Source organism: Chenggangzhangella methanolivorans (assembly GCF_042648545.1).
GTDB lineage: Bacteria > Pseudomonadota > Alphaproteobacteria > Rhizobiales > Methylopilaceae > Methylopila > Methylopila methanolivorans.
Genome location: NZ_JBHRXS010000006.1, coordinates 212,101 through 235,171, shown reverse-complemented (window position 1 = coordinate 235,171; position 23,071 = coordinate 212,101). Strand labels below are relative to the sequence as shown.

The 23,071-nt window shown below is 69.5% G+C and carries 21 protein-coding genes; 12 read left to right on the top strand and 9 right to left on the bottom strand.

The features are described 5' to 3' along the window. The 6 genes from trpD to ACFOWB_RS12270 all read left to right on the top strand — a co-directional run bounded on the left by trpD (position 1) and on the right by ACFOWB_RS12270 (position 4,553). The gene (gene trpD, locus ACFOWB_RS12295; RefSeq protein ID WP_378147563.1) at positions 1-1,026 is read left to right on the top strand and encodes an anthranilate phosphoribosyltransferase; all 1,026 of its coding nucleotides are present in this window, start codon (positions 1-3) and stop codon (positions 1,024-1,026) included. Beyond that, a complete protein-coding gene (gene trpC, locus ACFOWB_RS12290) occupies positions 1,023-1,817 on the top strand; it encodes an indole-3-glycerol phosphate synthase TrpC (protein ID WP_378147561.1) in 795 nt (264 codons plus the stop codon). Before trpD ends, trpC begins: the two co-directional genes overlap by 4 nt. A gap of 29 nt (positions 1,818-1,846) precedes the next feature. Beyond that, a complete protein-coding gene (locus ACFOWB_RS12285) occupies positions 1,847-2,404 on the top strand; it encodes a DUF1003 domain-containing protein (RefSeq protein WP_261402508.1) in 558 nt (185 codons plus the stop codon). Between the two features lie 90 nt (positions 2,405-2,494). After that, positions 2,495-2,839, top strand: a complete 345-nt coding sequence (locus ACFOWB_RS12280) for a hypothetical protein (RefSeq protein WP_261402507.1) — start codon at positions 2,495-2,497, stop codon at positions 2,837-2,839. Between the two features lie 2 nt (positions 2,840-2,841). Beyond that, entirely contained in the window at positions 2,842-3,339 is a 498-nt protein-coding gene (moaC, locus tag ACFOWB_RS12275; protein ID WP_261405827.1) for a cyclic pyranopterin monophosphate synthase MoaC, read from the top strand. Next, positions 3,336-4,553, top strand: coding sequence for a molybdopterin molybdotransferase MoeA (locus ACFOWB_RS12270; protein ID WP_261402506.1), 1,218 nt, complete (start codon positions 3,336-3,338; stop codon positions 4,551-4,553). The genes moaC and ACFOWB_RS12270 overlap by 4 nt, the downstream gene beginning before the upstream one ends. A gap of 29 nt (positions 4,554-4,582) precedes the next feature. On the opposite strand, the gene ACFOWB_RS12265 is transcribed toward ACFOWB_RS12270, so the two are convergent. Beyond that, positions 4,583-4,966 carry a hypothetical protein gene (locus ACFOWB_RS12265; RefSeq protein WP_261402505.1) on the bottom strand — a complete coding sequence of 128 codons (384 nt, stop codon included), beginning with the start codon at positions 4,964-4,966 and terminating at the stop codon, positions 4,583-4,585. A gap of 299 nt (positions 4,967-5,265) precedes the next feature. On the opposite strand from ACFOWB_RS12265, the gene lexA reads away from it, so the two are divergent. Then, positions 5,266-5,967 (top strand): transcriptional repressor LexA, encoded by a 702-nt coding sequence (gene lexA / locus ACFOWB_RS12260; RefSeq protein ID WP_378147557.1) that lies wholly within the window; start codon positions 5,266-5,268, stop codon positions 5,965-5,967. Positions 5,968-6,153: 186 nt separating this feature from the next. Here lexA and ACFOWB_RS12255 read toward each other — a convergent pair whose 3' ends face one another. Then, a complete protein-coding gene (locus tag ACFOWB_RS12255; RefSeq protein ID WP_378147555.1) occupies positions 6,154-8,457 on the bottom strand; it encodes a ComEC/Rec2 family competence protein in 2,304 nt (767 codons plus the stop codon). Positions 8,458-8,557: 100 nt separating this feature from the next. Between ACFOWB_RS12255 and gltX the strand changes: the two genes are divergently transcribed. Both gltX and gltA read left to right on the top strand, forming a co-directional pair. Then, the gene (gltX, locus tag ACFOWB_RS12250) at positions 8,558-9,997 is read left to right on the top strand and encodes a glutamate--tRNA ligase (protein ID WP_378147553.1); all 1,440 of its coding nucleotides are present in this window, start codon (positions 8,558-8,560) and stop codon (positions 9,995-9,997) included. 167 nt (positions 9,998-10,164) lie between these two features. Then, positions 10,165-11,502, top strand: a complete 1,338-nt coding sequence (gene gltA / locus ACFOWB_RS12245) for a citrate synthase (RefSeq protein WP_378147551.1) — start codon at positions 10,165-10,167, stop codon at positions 11,500-11,502. Between the two features lie 223 nt (positions 11,503-11,725). On the opposite strand, the gene ACFOWB_RS12240 is transcribed toward gltA, so the two are convergent. The 5 genes from ACFOWB_RS12240 to ACFOWB_RS12220 all read right to left on the bottom strand — a co-directional run bounded on the left by ACFOWB_RS12240 (position 11,726) and on the right by ACFOWB_RS12220 (position 16,515). Beyond that, entirely contained in the window at positions 11,726-12,067 is a 342-nt protein-coding gene (locus tag ACFOWB_RS12240) for an AzlD domain-containing protein (protein WP_378147549.1), read from the bottom strand. Continuing rightward, positions 12,064-12,816: an AzlC family ABC transporter permease gene (locus ACFOWB_RS12235; RefSeq protein WP_378147547.1), complete on the bottom strand. Its 753-nt coding sequence runs from the start codon at positions 12,814-12,816 to the stop codon at positions 12,064-12,066. Before ACFOWB_RS12235 ends, ACFOWB_RS12240 begins: the two co-directional genes overlap by 4 nt. A 41-nt stretch (positions 12,817-12,857) precedes the next feature. Next, on the bottom strand, positions 12,858-15,311 hold the full coding sequence (gene clpA, locus ACFOWB_RS12230; RefSeq protein WP_261402503.1) for an ATP-dependent Clp protease ATP-binding subunit ClpA: 2,454 nt from the start codon (positions 15,309-15,311) through the stop codon (positions 12,858-12,860). 10 nt (positions 15,312-15,321) lie between these two features. Further along, positions 15,322-15,723 (bottom strand): ATP-dependent Clp protease adapter ClpS, encoded by a 402-nt coding sequence (gene clpS / locus ACFOWB_RS12225; protein ID WP_261402502.1) that lies wholly within the window; start codon positions 15,721-15,723, stop codon positions 15,322-15,324. Positions 15,724-16,182: 459 nt separating this feature from the next. Further along, positions 16,183-16,515, bottom strand: a complete 333-nt coding sequence (locus ACFOWB_RS12220) for a phasin family protein (protein ID WP_261402501.1) — start codon at positions 16,513-16,515, stop codon at positions 16,183-16,185. Positions 16,516-16,834: 319 nt separating this feature from the next. Here ACFOWB_RS12220 and ACFOWB_RS12215 point away from each other — a divergent pair, with 319 nt between their 5' ends. Then, the gene (locus ACFOWB_RS12215) at positions 16,835-18,448 is read left to right on the top strand and encodes an SPOR domain-containing protein (RefSeq protein WP_261402500.1); all 1,614 of its coding nucleotides are present in this window, start codon (positions 16,835-16,837) and stop codon (positions 18,446-18,448) included. A gap of 15 nt (positions 18,449-18,463) precedes the next feature. On the opposite strand, the gene ACFOWB_RS12210 is transcribed toward ACFOWB_RS12215, so the two are convergent. Further along, the gene (locus tag ACFOWB_RS12210; protein ID WP_378147544.1) at positions 18,464-18,985 is read right to left on the bottom strand and encodes a DnaJ domain-containing protein; all 522 of its coding nucleotides are present in this window, start codon (positions 18,983-18,985) and stop codon (positions 18,464-18,466) included. Positions 18,986-19,126: 141 nt separating this feature from the next. Between ACFOWB_RS12210 and panC the strand changes: the two genes are divergently transcribed. Beyond that, positions 19,127-19,981 carry a pantoate--beta-alanine ligase gene (panC, locus tag ACFOWB_RS12205; RefSeq protein WP_378147541.1) on the top strand — a complete coding sequence of 285 codons (855 nt, stop codon included), beginning with the start codon at positions 19,127-19,129 and terminating at the stop codon, positions 19,979-19,981. An 81-nt stretch (positions 19,982-20,062) separates the two neighbouring features. Continuing rightward, positions 20,063-20,611, top strand: a complete 549-nt coding sequence (locus tag ACFOWB_RS12200; protein ID WP_378147539.1) for a rhodanese-like domain-containing protein — start codon at positions 20,063-20,065, stop codon at positions 20,609-20,611. A 208-nt stretch (positions 20,612-20,819) separates the two neighbouring features. Here ACFOWB_RS12200 and ACFOWB_RS12195 read toward each other — a convergent pair whose 3' ends face one another. Beyond that, positions 20,820-22,943, bottom strand: coding sequence for a sodium-translocating pyrophosphatase (locus ACFOWB_RS12195; RefSeq protein ID WP_378147537.1), 2,124 nt, complete (start codon positions 22,941-22,943; stop codon positions 20,820-20,822). Positions 22,944-23,071: the final 128 nt, after the last annotated feature.

Genomic DNA, 23,071 nt, shown 5'->3' with positions numbered 1-23,071 from the left:
ATGGACGCCTTCAAGCCTGTCATCGCCCGGATCGCGGAAGGCCGCGCGCTCGATCGCGCAGCCGCAGAAGCCGCGTTCGGCCAGATCATGTCGGGCGAGACCACGCCCGCGCAGATCGGCGCCTTTCTGATGGGGCTTCGCCTGCGCGGCGAGACGGTGGACGAGATCGCGGGCGCGGTCGCGGCCATGCGGGCGCGCATGACGCCGGTCGCGGCGCCGGCCGAGGCCGTCGACGTCGTCGGGACCGGGGGCGACGGCGCCGGCTCGGTCAACGTCTCCACCTGCGCGGCCTTCGTGGTCGCGGGCTGCGGCGTGCCGGTCGCCAAGCACGGCAACCGGGCGCTCTCCTCCAAGTCAGGCTCGGCCGACGTGCTGAAGGCGCTCGGCGTCGACGTCGACCTCAGCCCCGAGCGCATCGCCGCCTGTATCTCGGAGGCCGGCGTCGGCTTCATGTTCGCGCCCAACCATCACTCGGCGATGCGCCATGTCGGCCCGGCGCGGACCGAGCTCGGCATGCGCACCATCTTCAACCTGCTCGGGCCGCTTTCGAACCCGGCCGGCGTCAAGCGGCAGATGGTGGGCGTGTTCGCCGCCAAATGGGTCGAGCCGATCGCCGAAGCGCTCTCCACGCTCGGCTCGGAGGCCGCCTGGGTGGTGCACGGCTCCGACGGGCTCGACGAGATCACGACCTCGGGCGAGACCTCGGTCGCCCAGCTGAAGGACGGCCGCGTCACGACCTTTTCGATCTCGCCCGAGGACGCTGGGCTCCCCCATCATCCGGCCGAAGCGCTGAAGGGCGGCGACGCCGCGCAAAACGCCGCCGCGCTGCGCCGTGTTTTGGATGGCCAGTCAGGGGCTTATCGCGACATTTCGATCCTCAACGCCTCCGCCGCGCTGATCGTGGCGGGCCGCGCCAAGAGTTTCTTGGAGGGCGCGGAGCTCGCCGCCGCCTCGATCGACAGCGGCGCCGCCGCCTCGCGCCTCGACGCCCTGATCCGCGTCTCGAACCCGGAGACGGCCGAATGACCGCAGACGTGCTGGAGCGCATCGGCGCCTACAAGCTCAAGGAGATCGAGGCCGCGAAAGCCGCCCGCCCCCTCGCCGAGGTGAGGCGCGCGGCGGAGGCCGCCTCCCCGCCGCGCGGCTTCGTCAAGGCGATCCGCGCCGCCCATGCGGACGGGCGCACCGCGCTCATCGCCGAGATCAAGAAAGCAAGCCCGTCCAAGGGCTTGATCCGCGCCGACTTCGACCCGCCGGCGCTCGCGCGCGCCTATGCGGCCGGCGGCGCCGCCTGCCTTTCGGTGCTGACCGACGGCCCCTCGTTCCAGGGCGCGCCCGAGTTCCTGGGCCAAGCCCGCGACGCCGTCCCGCTGCCCGCCATCCGCAAGGATTTCCTCTACGATCCCTACCAGGTGGCCGAGAGCCGGGCGCTCGGCGCCGACTGCATCCTCGTCATCATGGCGGCCGTGACCGACGCGCAGGCCCGCGACCTCGTCGCCGCCGCCGGCGACTTCGGCATGGACGTGCTGGTCGAGGTCCATGACGGCCAAGAGCTCGACCGGGCGCTGCCGCTCGGCACGGCCCTCGTGGGCGTCAACAACCGCAACCTGCGCACCTTCGACGTGCGCCTCGAAACGACCGAGGAGCTCTCGGCCCGCGTTCCGGCCGACCGGATCCTCGTCGGCGAGAGCGGGATCTTCACCTCCGCGGACGCCGCGCGCCTGGCCGCCGTCGGCTGCCGCACGCTGCTCGTCGGCGAGAGCCTCATGCGCCAGCCCGACGTCGCCGCCGCGACCCGGTCGCTGCTCGCGGCCTGAAGGCTTCCGCCGGACAAGGAGGTCTTGCCATGACGAACGAGACCTCGCCAGAGCTGGACCAGGCCTCGCACCGCGTCTTCGGCCGCGCGCTCAACGCCCTCGACGACGCCGAGAAGCGCGTCCTCAAGCTCGCCCGCGGCCGCAAGCTCATCGCGCGGCCTCCCTCGCCCGACGACGACGCCGACAGCTTCGGAGACCGGCTCGCCGACGGCGTGGCGCAGTTCGGCGGATCCTGGACCTTCATCGTCATCTTCGGCGTCATTCTGGCGATCTGGGCGGTCGCCAACGTCTGGCTGCTGACGCGTCCGTTCGACGCCTACCCCTTCATTTTCCTCAACCTGATGCTGTCGATGCTGGCCGCGATCCAGGCGCCCATCATCATGATGAGCCAGAACCGCCAGTCGGCGAAGGACCGGCGGCAGGCCGAACTCGATTACGAGGTGAACCTGAAGGCCGAGATCGAGATCATGGCGCTGCACGACAAGCTCGACGCGCTGAGGAACGACCATCTCGTCGCGCTGGTCGCCAAGCAGGAGGAGCAGATCGCCCTGCTCACGCGCCTGCTCGAGCAGCGCCCGTTGCGTTGAGGCGCGCGACCCGCCATCACTCGCCGCTCCGAACGAAAACCGCCGCGCCAAGCGCCGCCGCCCGCGCCACGCCAGCCAGCGACCACGACCATGACGCCGGAAGACCCGCCCCCGCCGCCGCTCGACGCCACGTTCCGCAACGGCACGATCACGGCGTTCGGCGTCACGGTTTCCTTTTCTCTCGGCTTCCTGTCGCAATGGGCGTCGAGCCCGGGCGTCTGGCACAGCTACGACACGCCGCCCGCCCTCATGATCTTCGTCGGCGTCGCGCTGCAGATCCGCGCGCTGGCGCTCCTGCTGCCGATCGAGGGGCTCCGAAAGAAGATCTACGACAAGGCGACCAAGATCTATCTCGTCGGGCTGATCCTGACGGGCCTCGGCGTCTGCGCGGCGGTCTCGTTCGACGCCCTCGCCCCCCTGTTCTCGGGAGCCTGACGATGACCGACGTTTCCCCGCGTCTCACCCATCTGTCCGCCTCCGGCGAGGCCAACATGGTGGACGTCGGCGGCAAGCCCGCCACGACCCGCGAGGCGACGGCGGAGGGCCGCGTCGTCATGGCGCCCGAGACCCTGCGTCTCGTCGTCGAGGGCGAGGCCAAGAAGGGCGACGTGCTCGGCGTCGCCCGCATCGCCGGCATCATGGCGGCCAAGCGGACCCACGAGCTCATTCCGCTCTGCCATCCGCTGGCGCTCTCCAAGGTCTCGGTGGAGCTGACGCCCGACGACAGTCTGCCGGGCGTGCGCGTCTCCGCGACCGCCCGCGTCTCCGGCCCGACCGGCGTCGAGATGGAGGCGCTGACGGCGGTGACCGTCGCGTGCCTCACCGTCTACGACATGACCAAGGCGGTCGATCGCGGCATGCGGATCGAGGGCGTGCGGCTGCTGTCGAAGTCCGGCGGCCGCTCCGGCGACTTCCACGCCGGGGAGCCGGCGTGAGCGGCCTGCTTCCCGTCCCCGAGGCGCGCGCGCGCATCCTCGCGGGCCTCGCGCCGCTGCCGGCCGAGCGCGTCGTGCTCGCCGAGGCGCTTGGGCGCACGCTCGCCGCTCCGCTCCATGCGCTCCGCGACCAGCCGCCCTGCGACTGTTCGGCGATGGACGGCTACGCGGTCCGCGCCGCGGACGCAGCCGGGGGCGCGCGGCTGCGCGTCGTCGGCGAGTCGGCGGCCGGAAAGAGCTTCGGCGGCTTGATCGGTCCCGGCGAGGCGGCGCGCATCTTCACCGGCGCGCCCGTGCCGCAGGGCGCCGACGCGATCCTCATCCAGGAGGACGCCGACCGCGACGGCGACGTGATCACCGCGCGAGAGGCGGCCCAAGCCGGGCGCCACATCCGGCGGGCGGGGCTCGACTTCTCGAAGGGCGAGGCGCTGCTCGAGGCCGGCCGGCGCCTCGGCGCGCGCGACCTCGCGCTCGCGGCGGCGCTCGGCCATCCCGCGGTGGAGGCCGCGCGACGCCCGCGCGTCGCGATCCTCGCCACCGGCGACGAGCTCGTCGCGCCGGGCGACCCTGTCGGCCCGGACCAGATCGTCGCCTCGAACGCCTTCGCGATCTCAGCGATCGTGACCGCCGAGGGCGGCGTTCCGCTCGACCTCGGCATCGCGCCCGACCGGCCGCAGGCGATCCGCGCCGCGATCGCCCGCGCCTTCGCCGAAGAGGCCGACATTCTCGTCACGCTCGGCGGCGCCTCGGTCGGCGACCACGACCTCGTCCAGCCCGCGCTCGAGGCCGAGGGCGTGACGCTCGACTTCTGGAAGATCGCGATGCGGCCAGGCAAGCCCATGATGGCGGGCCGCCGCGGCGCGACGCTCGCGCTCGGCCTGCCGGGCAACCCGGTCTCGTCGATCGTCTGTTCGCTGCTGTTCCTCGCGCCCGCGCTCAGGCGGCTGTCGGGGCGCGCGGACCTCGATCCGGCTTTGCTGCCCGCCAGGCTCGGCCGCGACATGCCCGAGAACGACCAGCGCGAGGACTATATGCGCGCCGCGCTCGAAATCGGGCTTGACGGCGTTCCCGTCGCGACCGCGTTTCCGCGGCAGGATTCGTCGATGCTGCGCCGACTCTCGGACGCCGAATGCCTGCTGGTCCGCCCCGCGCACGCCCCGGCCGCGAAGGCCGGCGACGCATGCCGGATCCTCGCGCTGCCGCATCCTTACTAAGGCTCGCCGCAAGCGGCCGACCGAAGCGTCTACTTCCCGACGGGCGTCAAGACTTCCTTGCCGAGCTTCTGAGTGGACGTCTCTGCGAATTTGCCGATCAGTTTGCCCGATCCATCCGGCTCATAGATGCTGAACCCGACATAGCCGCCGCCGGACTTGGGAGCAAATCCGCAACTCAAGCGATCTTCCTCGGCAAAGCACATCGAAAGCTCTATGAAATCCCCGTACTTTGACTCAGATCGATAGATACTACCATCGACCTTGACGATCGTGACGTTCGCCTTAACGACGTCGCCGTTCGGCAGCGTGATCTTGCTCTTGTATTTTCCAGAATAGTCACGCGCGGCCGCCTCGCCCGCCATGGACCAAGACGCCGCAACACCGCACGCTACCGCGAAGGCCAGTCGACGCATCGTCGTCTCCTGATGTCGGTTGCTTAGAGATCGCGACGCGCGACCGCACTCCGACAAGTTTAGACGCCGGCAACCGTGGCGGGCATCCGCAAGACTACCTATCGCCGCGGGCGCCCGGCTTGTCGGAGATCGGTCCTACGCCCTCTCTGGTCGTGCTGCGCGGCGAGGCGCATCGGCGGCGCGTCGCTCGTTCGTCTGTCCGACACGCGGACGGAAACGGGATGTTAACGCTTGCGGAACATGTCTAGAACAGTTACGGTCGTGTTCATGATTTGTTTTGGCCTCGCGCGGAGCCGTCGATGCTGACCCGCAAGCAATATGATCTCCTGCGCTTCATTCACGAGCGGCTGAAGGAGACCGGCGTTCCCCCCTCGTTCGAGGAGATGAAGGATGCGCTGGGGCTTCAGTCGAAGTCCGGCATCCACCGTCTCATCATGGCGCTGGAGGAGCGCGGCTTCATCCGCCGCCTGCCGAACCGGGCCAGGGCTCTCGAGGTGGTGAAGCTGCCGGAAGCCGCCGCTCCCGCCGTCACGCGGCCGACCGGCCGGTTCTCTCCGAACGTCATCGAGGGCAGCCTCGGCCGCCGTCCGCAGCCAGCGAACGAGGATGAGGATCCCCGCTCGGTCTCCGTCCCCGTCATGGGGCGCATCGCCGCCGGCGTGCCGATCGAGGCGATCCAGTCGCGCAGCCACACGATCTCGGTGTCGCCCGACATGTTGGGCGGCGGCGAGCATTTCGCGCTCGAAGTGCGCGGCGACTCGATGATCGAGGCCGGGATCCTCGACGGCGACCTGGTGCTGATCAAGAAGCAGACCACCGCCGACACCGGCGACATCGTCGTCGCGCTGGTCGACGACGAAGAGGCGACGCTGAAGCGTCTAAGGAAGCGCGGCGCCTCGATCGCTCTCGAGGCCGCCAACCCGGCCTACGAGACCCGCATCTTCGGCCCCGACCGCGTCGCGATCCAGGGCCGGCTCGTGGGGCTGATCCGCCGGTATTGAAGGCTTCGCCTTTCGACGCGACGGCGTCTCTCCTTATCCCGCTGTGGGAGAAGGTAGGCGACGCGAAGCGCTGGCCGCTTGAGGGGCGCGGGCGGCGCCTTTTTGTAAAGTTCGGAGGCTCCCCCTAACCCTCTCCCGCAAGGGAAGGGGGACGGATATGTCGGCGGCATCGAGCGGCCGCAGACGCTAGGGCTCTTCGCCGTCGCCTGTCATATCGTCCGGTTCCGTGGGATCGACGATCTTGTGATCCTGCGGCGGTCCGGCCGCCTTCGGCTGCGTGGCGAAGCTCAGCCGCAGCGCCTCCGCCGGCGGCGGATCGCGAAGCATAGGGCCCGTCCACGGACGCCGTCCGGCCGGATCGCGCGCCGCCTTGGCCGAGAACGCCACGCCTTGCCGCGTCAGCTCCAGCGCGCCGGTCGCGGCGAGCGTCCGCCGGTCGACGACCGCCGCGGTTTCGCTGCAGGCCTTCGGCGCGACGAGCGGCGTGACGACGAGCGTCGCAATCCGGCACTCCTCGGCGAAGGCCCGCGCGTCGGTCACGAGCGCGACCTCTCCACCGCCGGAAAGCGGCGCGACGCAGCCTTGCGAGTCGCAGCGCCCGCCGTCGGGACTCGGGCCCCCCGGCGCCTCGCCGTCAGCCCCGCGCCAGACCCTCGCCGAGAAGCTCGACGCCCGGCCTCCGAGGATCGCCAGGCGCCCGTCGGGCCCGCGCGCGGCGATCTGCCGTCCGGAGGCGTCGATCACGACGTCGGGCCGCGCCGGAAACGCCGCCAGCGCGAGCGCGAGGCCGATCGCGGGCGCGCCGAGATAGCGCAGCGCCGTTCGCCACAGGCAGAGCCAGGCGATCCCGACCGCGAACAGGATGAGCGCCGTTTCCCCGAAGGCGAACACGAAGCGTTCGGAGCCAGGCCACGAGGCGACGGTCTCGGCGATCGCCAATACGCCGCGCAGGCCAAAGCCCATGGCCTGCCACCAAGGTCCGTCGAGCCCGAGCGGCGCGAAGGCGAGGCCGCCGACGACGCTCGGCATCACGATGATCCCGAGCAGCGGGGTGGCGAGCGCGTTGCCGACCAGCGAATAGGGGGTGGTGCGGTGGAAGTGATAGGCGGCGAAGGGCGCGGTCGCGAGACCCGCGACGATCGTCGTCATCACGGCGACGGCCGCGGCGGCGGCGAACCAGCGCAGCGCCTTGCCCGCAAGGGTTTCGGGCGGCGGCGGCTTCGCCTTGCCCTTGCGCGCCTCGAACCAGGCGAGGAGGCCCGCGACCGCCGCGAACGACATCTGGAAGCTCGGCCCGAGCAGCGCGTCGGGCGTCAGCGCCATCACGGCGAGGCCCGCGAGCGCGAAGTTTCGCAGCGACAGCGCCGGGCGGCCGACCAGCACCGCGACGAACGCCACCGCGATCATGACGTAGGAGCGCTGCGTCGCGACCTCCGCGCCCGAGAGCGCCAGGTAAAAGGTCGCCCCGGCGAGCGCGAGCGCCGCTGCGACGCCCTTCACCGGCCATCGCAGCGCAAGGCCCGGAATGAGCGCCAGCGCCGCGCGCACGAGAGCGAACAGCGTCCCGGCGATCAGCGCCATGTGAAGACCGGAGATCGACAGGATGTGGCTGAGGCCCGCGGCGCGCAGCGCGTCCTCGGTCGGCTGCGGGATCGGCCCCTGAACGCCGGTGACGAGCGCGGCCGCCACCGTTCCTTCAGGACCGCCCACTGCGGCGGTGATGCGCTTCGTCAGCCGTTCGCGCAATCGTTGAAGGGCCGCGTCCCAGCCTTGCGTTTCGGCAGGGCCCCAGGCCTTCACGTTCTTCGGCGCGAAGGCGCTCGCGCCGATCCCGTTGAAGAAGGCGACGCGCGCGAAGTCGTAGCCGCCGGGCCGCACCGGCCCCTCGGGCGGCCGCCAGAAAGCTTCGAGCGAGACGCGGTCTCCGGCCGTGAAGGCGGGCTCGGGCCCAAGCGTGAAGCGCACGCGGCGCGGCAGGTCCTCGTCCTCGAGCGGGCCGAAGCGTTCGACCTCGAGCGTCACCCGCCGCCTGGCGTTCTCGCGCGGCTCGATCAGCGCGACGCGGCCGACGACTTCCGCGGACATCGGGCGCGCCAGAACCGGCGCGTCGGCGCGGATCGTCGCGAGCTTTCCGGCCAAAAACCCCGCCGCTACGGCCGCAAGCCCGACAGCCAGGCCAAGGATAAGGAAGCGCTTTCGCGCCGCGACCACAAGGCCGGCGGAGATCCCGAAAGCGAGCGCCGCGGCCCAGAGCTCCGGCTCATGCGCGGCGGCGAAATAGACCGCGCAGCCGACGCCGAAAGCGACCGGCAGCCAGAGCGCGGGACGGCCGGCTTCCGCCTCCTCGGCGAGGCGGTCGAGCAGCCAGCCCTGCGCGGCGCGCCAAAGGCCCGGCAGCGCGCCGGCGCGCGTGCGGGTCCCGGGCAGCGCGATCGCGCGCGCCCTGCCCCGAACTCCGTCCGACTCACGCCCGCTCGGCGCGATGGCCATGGCCGTCTTTTCCCCGGTCCGCCGCCTGTGTTAGGAGGGCCGCAACGCGCGGCTCCATGAGCCTCGCACGCAACCTTTCCGAGAGCCAGACCGTCCGCCCGTGACCGAACCCGTCGTCACCCGCTTCGCGCCGTCGCCCACCGGCTTCCTCCACATTGGGGGGGCGCGCACCGCCTTGTTCAACTGGCTCTTCGCCAGAAGCCTCGGCGGCAAGATGCTGCTCCGGATCGAGGACACCGACCGCGCGCGCTCCACGCAAGGCGCGATCGACGCGATCCTCGACGGACTGAAATGGATCGGCCTCGACTGGGACGGCGAGCCGGTGTTCCAGTTCGCCCGCGCCGAGCGCCACCGGGAAGCCGTGGAGCAGATGCTCGCCGACGGCCGCGCCTATCGCTGCTACGCCTCGGCAGAAGAGCTCGAGGAGATGCGCTCGACCGCTCAAGCCGAGGGCCGCGCGCCCCGCTATGACGGCCGCTGGCGCGATCGCCCGGCTTCTGACGCGCCGGAAGGCCGCGCGCCCGCCATTCGCCTGAAGGCCCCGACCGAGGGGGAGACAGTGGTGGACGACCTCGTGCAGGGCCGCGTCGTGATCCCCAACAAGGACCTCGACGACCTCGTCCTGCTGCGCTCGGACGGAACGCCCACCTACATGCTCGCCGTGGTCGTGGACGACCACGACATGGGCGTCACCCACGTCATCCGCGGCGTCGACCATCTGACCAACGCCGCCCGCCAGACGCAGATCTACCAGGCGCTCGGCTGGGACGTGCCGAAAATGGCCCACATCCCGCTGATCCACGGGCCGGACGGCGCGAAGCTGTCGAAGCGCCACGGCGCGCTGGGCGTCGAGGCCTATCGCGAGATGGGCTTCCTGCCAGCGGCGCTGCGCAACTATCTGGCGCGGCTCGGCTGGAGCCACGGCGACGACGAGATCTTCTCGACCGAACAGGCGGTCGAATGGTTCGACATCGGCTCGGTCGGCCGCTCCGCCGCGCGTTTCGACCAGGTCAAGCTGTCGAACCTCAACGGCCACTACATGCGCGAGACGCCGGACGCCGATCTCCTGGCGGCGTTCCGGACGGCCCTGCCCTTCCTGCCGGGCGGCGAGGCGGCGGCGGCCAAGCTCGACGCCACCGGCCGGTGGGACGCCTTCGCGCTCGCGCTGCCGGGGCTGAAGGAGCGCGCCAAGACGCTGGTCGAGCTGCTCGACGGCGCGCGCTTCCTAACCGACGAGCGCCCGCTCGCCATGGAGCCCGCCGCCGAACAGCTGCTTACGCCGGAGGCGCGCAGCCTGCTGGCCGCGACCCATCAGGGACTGGCGGCCCTTCCCGAATGGTCCGCCGCCGACGCCGAGGCCGTGGTGCGACGCGTCGCCGAGCACGCGGGCGTGAAACTCGGCGCGGTCGCCCAGCCGCTGCGCGCGGCGCTCACGGGACGCAAGACGTCGCCCGGCATTTTCGACGTGCTTGCGGCGCTCGGACGCGAAGAAAGCCTTGGGCGAATTGAGGATCAGGCCCGGCAGATTCAGAAGGTCTGAAACCGATCAAAAAAACTCGCCAAAGGCGCTCCGCGCCCTAGTTTGCGCTGCAACAATAGTCGTATAGGCTCGCAGCCGCCATGAGACCCGGCGGCCTCCGAGCGAGGCCTGAAAGCGCCGGTCAGAGCGGCGTGAGACCTCACTGTTTCAGCTAAGGGGTATGGCGCATGTCACCGACGGCCAGCACGGTCAAATTCAAGGAAGCCGAGATCAGTTCCGACGCTCCGGGCACGCTCTCGGTGGGCGGCGCCAGCATGGATCTGCCGATCCGCCACGGCTCGATCGGGCCGTCCGTGCTCGATGTCCAGACGCTCTACAAGAACACCGGGATGTTCACCTACGATCCCGGCTTCACCTCGACGGCGAGCTGCGAGTCGAAGATCACCTACATCGACGGCGACGAGGGCGTGCTGCTCTATCGCGGCTACCCGATCGACCAGCTGGCCGAGAACGGCGACTTCCTCGAAACCTGCTACCTGCTGCTCCATGGCGAGCTGCCGACCTCGGCCCAGAAGGCCGACTTCGACCGCCAGGTCACGCGCCACACCATGGTGCATGAGCAGATGTCGCGGTTCTATTCGGGCTTCCGCCGCGACGCCCACCCGATGGCCGTGATGTGCGGCGTCGTCGGCGCGCTCTCGGCCTTCTATCACGACTCGACCGACATCAACGATCCCGAGCAGCGCGAGATCGCGGCGATCCGCATGATCGCCAAGACGCCGACGCTCGCCGCCATGGCGTTCAAGTATTCGGTCGGCCAGCCCTTCGTCTATCCGCAGAACGCGCTCGATTTCTCGGCCAACTTCCTGAACATGTGCTTCGCGGTGCCGTGCGAAGAGTACAAGGTGAACCCGGTTCTGGCGCGCGCCATGGACCGCATCTTCATCCTGCATGCCGACCACGAGCAGAACGCCTCCACCTCGACGGTGCGTCTCGCAGGCTCGTCGGGCGCCAATCCCTTCGCCTGCATCGCGGCCGGCATCGCCTGCCTCTGGGGCCCGGCGCATGGCGGCGCGAACGAGGCCGCGCTCAAGATGCTGGGCGAGATCGGCAAGCCCGAGAACGTTTCGAAATACGTGGCCAAGGCCAAGGACAAGAACGACCCGTTCCGCCTGATGGGCTTCGGGCACCGCGTCTACAAGAACTACGATCCGCGCGCCAAGATCATGCAGAAGACCTGCCATGAGGTTCTGGGCGAACTCGGCATCAAGGACGACCCGCTGCTCGACGTCGCGATGGAGCTCGAGCAGATCGCGCTCAAGGATGAGTATTTCGTCGAGCGCAAGCTCTACCCGAACATCGATTTCTACTCGGGCATCACGCTGAAGGCGATGGGCATCCCGGTGTCGATGTTCACCGTGCTGTTCGCCGTCGCCCGCACCGTTGGCTGGATCGCGCAGTGGAAGGAGATGTTCGAGGATCCGTCCCAGCGCATCGGCCGCCCGCGCCAGCTCTACACCGGCGCGCCGTTGCGCGACTACATGCCGATCTCCCAGCGCCGCTGAGCGCAGGGGTTCCGACGCAAGTTTGGTTCGGCCCCGGCCTCCGGTCGGGGCCGAACTGCGTTTGGACCCGCCAACGCGACGATCGCAGGCGCAACGTCGCCGTCATGCCCGGCGGCAGCGGGGCATCCACGCCTTCTAGGATCGGAGAGCTCTCCGCCGAAGTCGTGGATACCAGCGCAAGAACGGGCATGACGGCGATGGTTCGCGCGCGAAATTCGGCCGGCTACGGCCCGAGCCAGGCCATCCCCGCGATGAGCGCGGCGGCGCTGACGCCAACGCCAAGCGCCATCGACCGCCGCCCAGCGGCGTAAGCCGCGACGCCGCAGCCGACCGCGGCGAGCCTCAGCCACAGCGGGGCCTGCCCGAAGGCGCCCGTCGGCGAGAGCACCAGCTTCGCCACCAGCCCCGCCACCAGCGCTGTCGCCACCATCCGCACCCAGGCGAACAGCGCGCTGTCCTCGCGCAGTCGCGCCGACAGAACGACGCCGAGCGAGCGCCAGACCTCGTTCGCGGCGAAGGCGGCCAGAAGCGCCAGCAGCATGAACCAGTCGTCGTGCTGGATCACGACGGCGTCCTTCGCCGGGCGATCGCGCGGTCTATCAAAAAGGCCGCGGTGCCGCCCGCGAGGCCGGTCAGCAACAGGTCGAGACTCGGGGACATCTGCGCGACGACCGGCGCCGTCACGAGGCCGATGACGATCGCCGTCTTCTCGCCGACGCCCCTCGCGCCGCGCTCCAGCGACAGCAGGAAGTAGATCGGCGTCAGGCCGAGCAATCCGATGGCGAGCGCCGGCGGCAGCAGGCCGGCGGCCTGATGGCCCGCGATCGTGGCGAGCGTGCTGCCGAGCGCAAGTCCGCTCGCCAAGCCGAGGAAGAAGGGCATGCGCCCCGAGCGCGGCATCATCTGCGTGCGCCGGCCGCCCTCGAACCACGCCGTGACGGCGACGAAATGCGCCGCGAGCAGGCGCGTGCCGAGCCGCGTCTCCGTCGTGCGCAAGGCGGGAAGGATCGCGATGACCATCGGCAGGAGGCGCACGGCCGAGATCGTGACCGCAAGCGCGGAGGCGGCGAGGCCCGCCCCGTTGGCGAGCGAGCCGGCCAGCACCAGCTGTCCGGGCCCGGCCCAGATCAGCAAGGTCGAAAGGCCCGCGATCCACCACGACCAGCCGAAGTCGTGCGTCATCGCGCCGAAGCCGAAATAGCTGCAGAACAGCACGAGGCCCGGGACGCTCAGCGCCGACCGGGCCCCGTTCCAGAACCAGTACGAGGCGCCGGGATCGTCCGGCGCCTCGATGTTCGAACCGTCTTCGGCCAAAGGCTCAGCTCCGCGGCGCGGAGCGGAGCCGGCCGCCCGCCTCAGCCGTCACTGCGCACGAGCGGCGGCGTCTTGGTGACGGTGCGGCGCGGGCCGTCGCCGGACTTGCGCTTGGGCGAGGCCTTGCGGGCCGGCTCGGCCTTCTCGGCATCGCTCTTGTCCGCGCCCTTGGCGTCGCGCTCGATCTTCTCGGGCTTCGGCGTCACGGGGCCTTCCGGGAACTCGAAGCCGAGCTCCGACTTGCCGTCCTCGCCGTCCTTCACGATCACCTGGACCGCGCCGCCGCCCTTGAGATGCCCGAACAGCACCTCTTCGGCGAGCGGCGTCTTGATGGTCTGCTGGATGAGCCGCGCGAGCGGCCGCGCGCCCATCATCGGGTCGTAGCCGCGCTCGGCGAGCCAGTCGCGCGCCTCGTCCGAGAGCTCGATCGTGACGTTGCGGTCGGCGAGCTGCGCCTCGAGCTGAAGCACGAACTTCTCGACCACCTGGCGCACCACCTCGATGGGCAGGTTGCCGAAGGCGATGATCGAGTCGAGGCGGTTGCGGAACTCCGGCGCGAACAAGCGGTTGATCGCCTCGGTGTCCTCGCCCTGACGCTTGCCGCGCCCGAAGCCGATCGCCTCCTTGGCGAGATCGGCCGCGCCCGCATTCGTCGTCATGATCAGGATCACGTTGCGGAAGTCGACCTGCTTGCCGTTGTGGTCGGTCAGCTTCCCGTGGTCCATCACCTGCAGCAGGATGTTGAACAGGTCCGGGTGAGCCTTCTCGATCTCGTCGAGCAGGAGCACGCAATGCGGGTTCTGGTCGACGCCGTCGGTCAGCAGGCCGCCCTGGTCGAAGCCCACATAGCCGGGAGGCGCGCCGATGAGGCGGCTCACGGTGTGGCGCTCCATGTATTCGGACATGTCGAAGCGCAGCAGCTTCACGCCGAGGATCGACGACAGCTGCTTGGCGACCTCGGTCTTGCCGACGCCCGTCGGCCCCGAGAACAGGTAGCAGCCGATCGGCTTCTCCGGGTCGCGAAGTCCGGCGCGCGCGAGCTTGATCGTGGAGGACAGCGCGTCGATCGCCGCTTCCTGGCCGTAGACCACCGTCTTGAGGTTCGCGGTGAGCGAGCGCAGCACCTCGGCGTCGTCCTTGGAGACCGACTTCGGCGGGATGCGCGCCATCGTGGCGATCGTGGTCTCGATCTCCTTCACGCCGATGGTCTTCCGGCGCTTGTTCTCCGGCAGGATCATCTGGCTCGCGCCGGTCTCGTCGATCACGTCGATGGCTTTGTCCGGCAGCTTCCGGTCGCCGATGTAGCGATGCGACAGCTCGACCGCGGCCTTGATCGCCTCGTTGGTGTAGCGGACCTGGTGGAAGCTCTCGTAATAGGGCTTGAGGCCCTTGAGGATCTCCACCGCATCCTCGACCGAAGGCTCCGCCACGTCGATCTTCTGGAAGCGCCGGACGAGCGCCCGGTCCTTCTCAAAGTGCTGGCGATATTCCTTGTAGGTGGTCGAGCCGATGCAGCGCAGCTGGCCGGAGGCGAGCGCGGGCTTCAGGAGGTTCGAGGCGTCCATGGCCCCGCCCGAGGTCGCGCCCGCGCCGATCACCGTGTGGATCTCGTCGATGAACAGTATGGCTCCGGGCGTCGCCTCGAGCTCCTTCACGACCTGCTTCAGCCGCTCCTCGAAGTCGCCGCGATAACGGGTGCCGGCGAGCAGCGATCCCATGTCGAGCGAGAACACGGTCGCGTCGAGCAGCACCTCGGGCACCTCGTCGCGCACGATGCGCAGCGCGAGCCCTTCGGCGATCGCGGTCTTGCCGACGCCCGGGTCGCCGACGAACAGCGGATTGTTCTTGGTGCGGCGGCACAGGATCTGGATCGTGCGCGTGATCTCGGCGTCGCGGCCGATCAGCGGATCGATCTTGCCGTCCCTCGCCTTCTTGTTGAGGTTGACGCAATAAGCCTCGAGCGCGTCGGCCTTCTTTTTCGCGCCGGCCGGCTCGTCGGCGGTCGACCCCGCCTCGTCCTCGACGCCGCGCGAGGGCCGGCTCTCCGAGAGGCCGGGGCGCTTGGCGATGCCGTGGCTGATGTAGTTGACCGCGTCGTAGCGCGTCATGTCCTGCTCCTGCAGGAAGAACGCGGCGTGGCTTTCGCGCTCGGCGAAGATCGCCACGAGCACGTTGGCGCCCGTCACCTCCTCGCGGCCCGAGGACGTCACGTGGATCACCGCGCGCTGGATGACGCGCTGGAAGCCGGCGGTGGGTTTGGAGTCTTCCTGCGTGTCCCCGACGAGGTTGTCGAGTTCGCTGTCGACATACTCGATGAGGTTTCGGCGCAGGATCTCGAGATCGACGTTGCAGGCCCGCATGACGGCGGCGGCGTCCTGGTCGTCGACGAGCGACAGGAGCAGATGCTCGAGCGTCGCGTATTCGTGGCGGCGCTCATTGGCGAAAGCCAGAGCGCGATGCAGGGACTGCTCGAGACTGCGCGAAAATGACGGCAACTGGATTACCTCACTTCTTCTCCATGACGCATTGCAGCGGGTGCTGGTGCTTTCGGGCGAAATCCATCACCTGCGTCACTTTGGTTTCGGCGACTTCGTAAGTGTAGACGCCGCACTCTCCTGCGCCGTGATTGTGGACGTGGAGCATGATCCGCGTCGCAGCTTCACGGTCTTTGGAAAAGAACTGTTCGAGCACGTGGACGACGAACTCCATCGGCGTGTAGTCGTCGTTCAGGATCAGGACGCGATAGAGGCTCGGCCGCTTGACCTTGGGCCGCGTCTTGGTGACGACCGCCGCTCCCGGCCCGTCGTCGTCGCGACGGGGACCGGCAGCCCTCGGACCCGCCGCCGAAGCCGCGCCCGCTCTGCGGATCCGCTGGCCGTCGTCGGGATGTGTCGGTCGTTCATGCATCGATCGGTCGCGCCGTCCATTCGTGCTGGCGGCCCGCGTCTCGCCTCCCGCCGCGGCGCCGCATCGCATCGGTTCATGCGATCCTAGCACGCCGAAGCGCAGGCGCCAGAGCGGCGGGCCGTTCTCCTCAGCACACAGGTATGGGCTCGCCCGTCCGATAAAAAGGCCGCCCGGCGCGCGTCGAACCGGCGGCGGCGCACGCCCCGATTTGCGCGGCGCGGCCGGCGGACGACATCTGCGTGACGATCCCGCCGCGCCGACCGCTGGCGCCCGTATCGGCTTCGCCGGCTTCGGGGAGATCCGAACGATGACAATGTCGTCACGAACGGCCGCACGGTCGTCGGGGCGCGCCGACTGGACCGACGCGCAGCCGCAGCCGGGGGCGCAAAAAGAAAGCCCGGCCTGACGACCGGGCTTCAAATCTCTTGGTTCAGCCGCGGAGCGAACCGCGGCGAAACGTCACTTCGCCTTCGAGAGCGCCGTCTCGACCGGTTTGTAGCTCTCTTTCGCGATGTCCGCGTAGAGCTCGCCGAGCTTGGTCATGCGGGCGAGATAGGTCTCGTAGCTCGTCTTGACGAAGGCGGACTGAACTTCGATCGCCTTGTCGAGGGTCTTCGCGCCGGCCAGCTTCTCGACCAGGGCGGAATTGTCTTCGAAGCTCTTCTTCGAATAGTCCGCGACTTCGACGGCGATGGCCTGGAAACCCTTGCTCACCGAGCCGAAGCTCTTCAGCGCGAGATCCATGTTCTCGCGGCCGTACTTCTGGAAATCTTCAAAAGTCGTCGTCGTCATAGTTGTCTCCTCCTTCGACGAATGTCTGATCCGTCGCGCTCCATTCGTGGCCGCTGCGACAAACCCACCACTTTCGATCCAAACGGGATCCGCTTTGCGTCCCGTCAGGCGAGATATATGCAGTGCAACATTCGTGTCAAGGAAGTTTTTTGCAACGCACAACGCCGCGCTTAACCGGAGCGTAACCGCAAATTCCTACCGTCGTTGACAGCGCCATCGGGTTCGGCCCGCGCGGCGCTGCTGATCGGCGCCGCGGGGGCGGCGCCTCTCGGAAAAAGCATCGCGCCGGGGGACGGCGACGACGGAAATGGCGGAAGAAATGTCTCGTAGCGTAACCAAGTTCGGCGCCCGACTCGCGACCGGCCTCGCCATCACCGGCCTCGCGGGAGCGGCGCTCCTCACAACCTTCGACCATGCCGAGGCGCGCTCGAAGAAGCGTGCGCCGCGCATCGTCCACGCCGCGGCCGGCGCGACCTTCACGGGCGCGTCGAACTACGCGGCGCTCGTGGTCGACGCCAAGACCGGCCGCACGCTCTACGAGAAGAACGCCGACGCGATCCGCTTCCCGGCTTCCGTCACCAAGGTGATGACGCTCTATCTCGTGTTCGAGGATCTCGAGCGCGGCCGCGTCCGCCTCGACACCCGCATGACGATGTCGTCGGAATGCGCCTCCCGCGCGCCCTCCAAGCTCGGCCTGCGCCCCGGCCAGACGATCGACGTCGAGGACGGCATCAAGGCGCTCGTCACCAAATCCGCCAACGACGTCGCCTGCGCGTTCGGCGACAACCTGGAAGGTTCCGAGAGCGCCTTCGCCGAGCGGATGACCCGCAAGGCCCGCGCCATCGGCATGTCGAGCTCGGTGTTCCGCAACGCCTCGGGCCTGCCGAACGGCAGCCATGTCACCACCGCCCGCGACCTCGTCACGCTCGGCCGCGCGATCCAGGATCGGTTCCCGCGCTATTACGGCTATTTCGGCACCCGCGTGTTCAACTTCGCGGGCCGCTCGATCGGCAACCACAACAAGCTGCTCGGCCGCGTCGAGGGCGTGGACGGCATCAAGACCGGCTACACCAACGCTTCCGGCTTCAACCTGCTGAGCTCGGTGAAGAGCAACGGCCGGTCGATCGTCGCGGTGGTGATGGGCGGCCGCTCGGGCCCCTCGCGCGACAACCACATGCGCGAGCTCATCGCCCTCAACCTGCCGAAGGCGCAGCCCGGCGCGCGCACCGCGCCGCTCGTCGCCGACGCCAGCGCCCGCGAGCCCGCCGCCGTGCGCGGCGCGCGTCCCGCCGTCATGGCGAGCGTGCCGACGCCGATCGCCTCTCCGCTGCCCGGCGCCCAGCGCGTCGCGTCGCTCGAGACCGTTCCGACCCCGCCGCCTGCTCCGGTTCCGGCGCCGATCGCCTCTGGCGCGACGCCGAAGCCCGAGGCGCGGATCGTCGAGGCCCGCGTTCGCACCGTCTCGGCCGAATCCGAGCCGGTCGAGGCCGCCTCGCTCGCTCCGGCCCCGCAGCCGATGCGCTGGGTCGTGGGCGCGACCCCGACCACGACGGGCAGCGTCGCGGCCGAAGCAGAGCCGCGCACCCAGCTCGCCTCCGCGGCCGGTCCGGTTTCGGCGCGCTCGCCCCGTTCCGGCGCTCGCGACGTCGTCGAGGCGTCGGCCCCCGTGGTCGAGCAGCAGCCGGTCCGCAAGGGTTGGATGATCCAGATCGGCGCGACCACCGAGCCCTCGCAGGCCCAGGCGCTGCTGTCGGACGCCAAGACGAAGGGCGGCCGCGCGCTGAACGCCGCCGAGCCCTTCACCGAAACCTTCACGAAGGGCGCGACGACCTATTACCGCGCGCGCTTCGCCGGGCTCAACGAGCAGTCGGCCGACGCCGCCTGCAAGGCCCTGAAGCGCAGCTCCGTCAGCTGCTTCGCGATCAAAAACTGAGCATAGGAGGCGCGATCAGCCATGGCGCCGCTTCGCGAGAACGTCCTTGGCGGCGTTGACCCGCGCCGCGAGCTCCGTCGACCCCCCTTGGTCGGGATGGAGTTTCTTCATCAGCGCCCGATGCGCACGAGCGATCTCTTCCGAGGTCGCTCCAGGCTGCAGGCCAAGGATCTGATACGCCTGCTGCTCGGTCACTACGCCCGATCGCATGTCGGGCCCGACCTCTCCGGCCCCCGGGTCCGCGTGAGCCTGGAAGTCCGGTCGCCGTCCGGCCGGCCCGCCGCGACGCTGACCTTCGGAGACGCGTGACCGGCTCCGGCGCTTGGGGACGAAAAACGCCCCGAGCGCCCCGAGGGCCATCAGCGGCAGCCCGAACAGCGCCTTTCCGAACAGGCAGAGCGCAAGGCCCGCGACCCAGGTGAGCACCGAGGCTGTGCGGATCTGCTTGCGGGCCCGCTCGGGATCGGCCTCGACCAGGATCTGGCTGACGGCGAGAAACGTCGCCACCGCCATCGCGCCGAACACGATCCAGATCATTCCAATCCTCTACGCCGCCGACGCGCCGGCCGCGTGCAAACTGGCACGGCGAGCCGGGGCTTGACCACGGCGAAGCGCGCATGGCTTGTCGCGCCGCAGACCGACGCAAGGCGGCGGGCAAGGACACGGCGGAAGGACACCATGAAGCCGGAAGTCGTCTCGACCGTCACGGAGTTGCGGGCGCGCGTCGCCGGATGGCGGGCCGCTGGAGAGCGCGTGGCGCTGGTCCCCACCATGGGCGCGCTGCATGCTGGTCATCTCGCGCTTGTGACCGCGGCGGCGGCCGAAGCCGCGCGCGTGGTGGTCACGATCTTCGTCAATCCGACTCAGTTCGCGCCGCACGAGGACCTCGCGACCTATCCGCGCGATCTCGACAAGGACCTCGCCGCGCTCGCCGGCGGCCCAGCCGACCTCGTCTTCGCGCCGGACGCAGCGCAGATGTATCCCGCAGGCGCCGCGACCACCGTCGCCGTCGGCGGCCCGTCCGAAGGCCTCGAGAGCGTCGCGCGGCCGCATTTCTTCGGCGGGGTCGCGACCGTCGTGACCAAGTTGCTGATCCAGGCCGGCGCCGACGTCGCCTGCTTCGGCGAGAAGGATTTCCAGCAGCTCGCCGTCGTGCGGCGTCTGGCGCGCGACCTCTGCATCGCGACCGAGATCCGCGGCGTGCCGACGGTGCGCGAGGCCGACGGCCTCGCGATGTCGTCGCGCAACGTCTATCTGGACGCCGACGCCCGCGCCAAGGCGCCGGCCATCCACCGGGCGATGCGCGCCGCCTCGGCCGCGATCGCGGACGGAGCGGCGGTCGAGACTGCGCTCGCCGACGCGCGCGCGGCGATCGAGGCCGAGGGCATGACGATCGATTATCTGGAGCTGCGCGACGAGGAGACGCTCGCCCCGTTGCCGGCGCCGGCGCCGGCGAGCCGGCGGGGCCGCCTTCTCGCCGCCGTGCGCCTCTCAGGCGTTCGTCTCATCGACAATATATCGGTGGGCCGATGACGCTTTTGTGCTGACGCTCAGCAACCGAAGACATAAGTTGTGCGTTGGCCGGTTGGCTCAATCTATCGAAAGATCGTGGGCATGACGTCCACCACCGCCTCCCCCCGATTCGCGCCGATGACCTCGGCGTCGCGCGCAAAGGCGGCGCCGCGCCCCCGGCGTTCGATCGCCGTCGGCGCCCGCGAAGCGCTGACGATGTGGCGGCGCAAGCAGGCGGTGTTCGTCGACCTGCGCGACTGGGAGATTCTCGACCAGACCGGGTGGATCGAAGGCTCGCTGCACTGCCCGCCCGGCGAGTTCGCCAACATCGTCTCGCCGACGAGCCCGTTGCACGCGCGGCTGTTCGAGCCGGGCAAGGTCTTCATCTTCTATGGCGGGCCCGACTTTCCTCCGCTCGCCTCCGCCAAGCGCGCGCGCGAGCTCGGTCTTGAGTCGGCGCTCGCGCTGCGCGGCGGGCTGACGTCCTGGCGGGCGGCCGGCGGGCGCGTCGCGGGCCATCCCAACAGCCCCTTCCCCGCGCTCAAGGCCTCGTTCGGGCTTGCGGCCAAATACGCCAGGCGCCGGGCCCGGTCGTGGTGGCGGCGCATGGAACGCCGCCGCGCCGCGCGCCACGGCGTCGAAAAAGCCTGACCGGCGAAGCGCGCGAGCCTCCTTCGTCGCCCCGGACTTGATCCGGGGGCTAAGAAACGTCGCGGCGCCCGAACACTGCCGCGCCTGCGGAGCCTCTTCCTGACATCGAAGCGCGTCTGGGTCCCGGATCAAATCCGGGACAAGAACCGCTCCTGAAACGAAACGGGCCGGCTCACTGGCCGGCCCGTTCCCGAACGTGGTCGGCCGGTCAGCCGGCCGAATGCGCCAGCACCGCGAGCAGCAGCAGCGCCACGATGTTGGTGATCTTGATCATCGGGTTCACGGCGGGTCCGGCCGTGTCCTTGTACGGATCGCCCACCGTGTCGCCCGTCACGGCGGCCTTGTGGGCGTCCGAGCCCTTGCCGCCGTGATGGCCGTCCTCGATGTACTTTTTGGCGTTGTCCCATGCGCCGCCGCCCGACGTCATCGACAGCGCGACGAAAAGGCCGGTGACGATCACGCCGAGCAGCATCGCGCCGACGGCCGAGAAGGCCTCGTTCTTGCCGGCGACCAGCAGCACGACGATGTAGGCCACCACCGGCGACAGCACCGGCAGGAGCGAGGGCACGATCATCTCCTTGATCGCGGCCCGGGTCAGGATGTCGACGGCGCGCCCGTAGTCCGGCCGGTCCTTGCCCTGCATGATGCCGGGCTTTTCGCGGAACTGGCGGCGGACCTCCTCGACGATCGCGCCGGCGCAACGGCCGACCGCCGTCATGCCCATCGCGCCGAACAGGAACGGCAGCATTCCGCCGAACAGCAGGCCGACGACGACGTAGGGGTTCGTCAGCGAGAAATCGAGCTTCACATTCGCGAAGTACGGATACTGCTGAGGGTTGGCGATGAAGTGGTTGAGGTCGGAGGTGTAGGCCGCAAACAGCACCAGCGCGCCGAGGCCGGCCGAGCCGATCGCGTAGCCCTTGGTAACGGCCTTGGTGGTGTTGCCGACCGCGTCGAGCGCGTCGGTCGAGGTGCGGACCTCCGGGGGAAGCTCGGACATCTCCGCGATGCCGCCGGCGTTGTCGGTGACCGGGCCGAAGGCGTCGAGCGCCACCACGAAGCCCGCGAGCGCCAGCATCGCGGTCACGGCGATCGCGATGCCGAAGAGGCCCGCGAGCGAGAAGGTCACGATGATGCCCGCGATGATGACGAGGGCGGGGAGCGCGGTGGCTTCGAGCGAGATGGCGAGGCCCTGGATCACGTTCGTGCCGTGGCCGGTGACGGAGGCCGCCGCGATCGACTTCACCGGTCGGAAGTTGGTGCCGGTGTAATATTCGGTGATGACGATGATCACGCCCGTGATCACGAGGCCGACGACCGCGCAGAGATAGAGATCCCAGCCGTCGAACGTGACCCCGGTCGTGGTGGTGTATTCGGTCCCGAAGCCGACGGTCGCGGCGGTCGCGAGCGCGATGCCGACGAGCGAGAGCGCGGCCGCGACGCCGAAGCCGCGATAGAGCGCGCCCATGATCGAGTTGTTGGCGGGCAGCTTCACGAAGAAGGTGCCGGCGATCGACGTCACGATGCAGATCGCGCAGATCGCGAGCGGATAGAGGATGAGGCTCGGCAGCGCCGCATGGCCGGCGAAGAAGATCGAGGCCAGCACCATGGTGGCGACGACGGTGACCGCGTAGGTCTCGAAGAGGTCGGCGGCCATGCCGGCGCAGTCGCCGACATTGTCGCCGACGTTGTCGGCGATCGTCGCGGGGTTGCGTGGGTCGTCCTCGGGAATGCCGGCCTCGACCTTGCCCACGAGGTCGCCGCCGACGTCGGCGCCCTTGGTGAAGATGCCGCCGCCAAGACGCGCGAAGATCGAGATGAGCGAGGCACCGAAGCCGAGCGCGACCAGGGCGTCGATCACGATGCGATCGCCCGGCTGGTGACCGATGATCCCGACGAGGACGCCGTAGTAGATCGCGACGCCGAGCAGCGCGAGGCCGGCGACGAGCATGCCGGTGACGGCGCCTGACTTGAACGCGATCTCGAGACCCGCGCCGAGCGACTTCGAGGCCGCCTGCGCCGTGCGCACGTTCGCGCGCACCGAGACGTTCATGCCGATGAAGCCGGCGGCCGCCGAGAGCACCGCGCCGATCAGGAAGCCGACCGCGACGGTGAAGGACAGGAAGAAGGCGACGGCGATGAAGATGACGACGCCGACAATCGCGATGGTGGTGTATTGGCGCTTGAGATAGGCCTGCGCGCCTTCGGCGATCGCCCCTGCGATCTCCTGCATGCGGGGCGACCCCGCGTCGGCCTCGAGCAGCGACTTCGTCGCCCATACGCCGTAGACGACGGACAATAGTCCTAAGATGATGATGAGCGTCAGCGCCATCGCGTTCGGTTCCTCGACACGTTTCCAACCGACGGCGCGGGCCGATCCTTCGGCGAAGACGCCGCGGATCTTGTTTTGTTTCGGGGAAGTCAGGCCCGCCCGTTCTGCGGCCGCGAGGCTGACAGAGA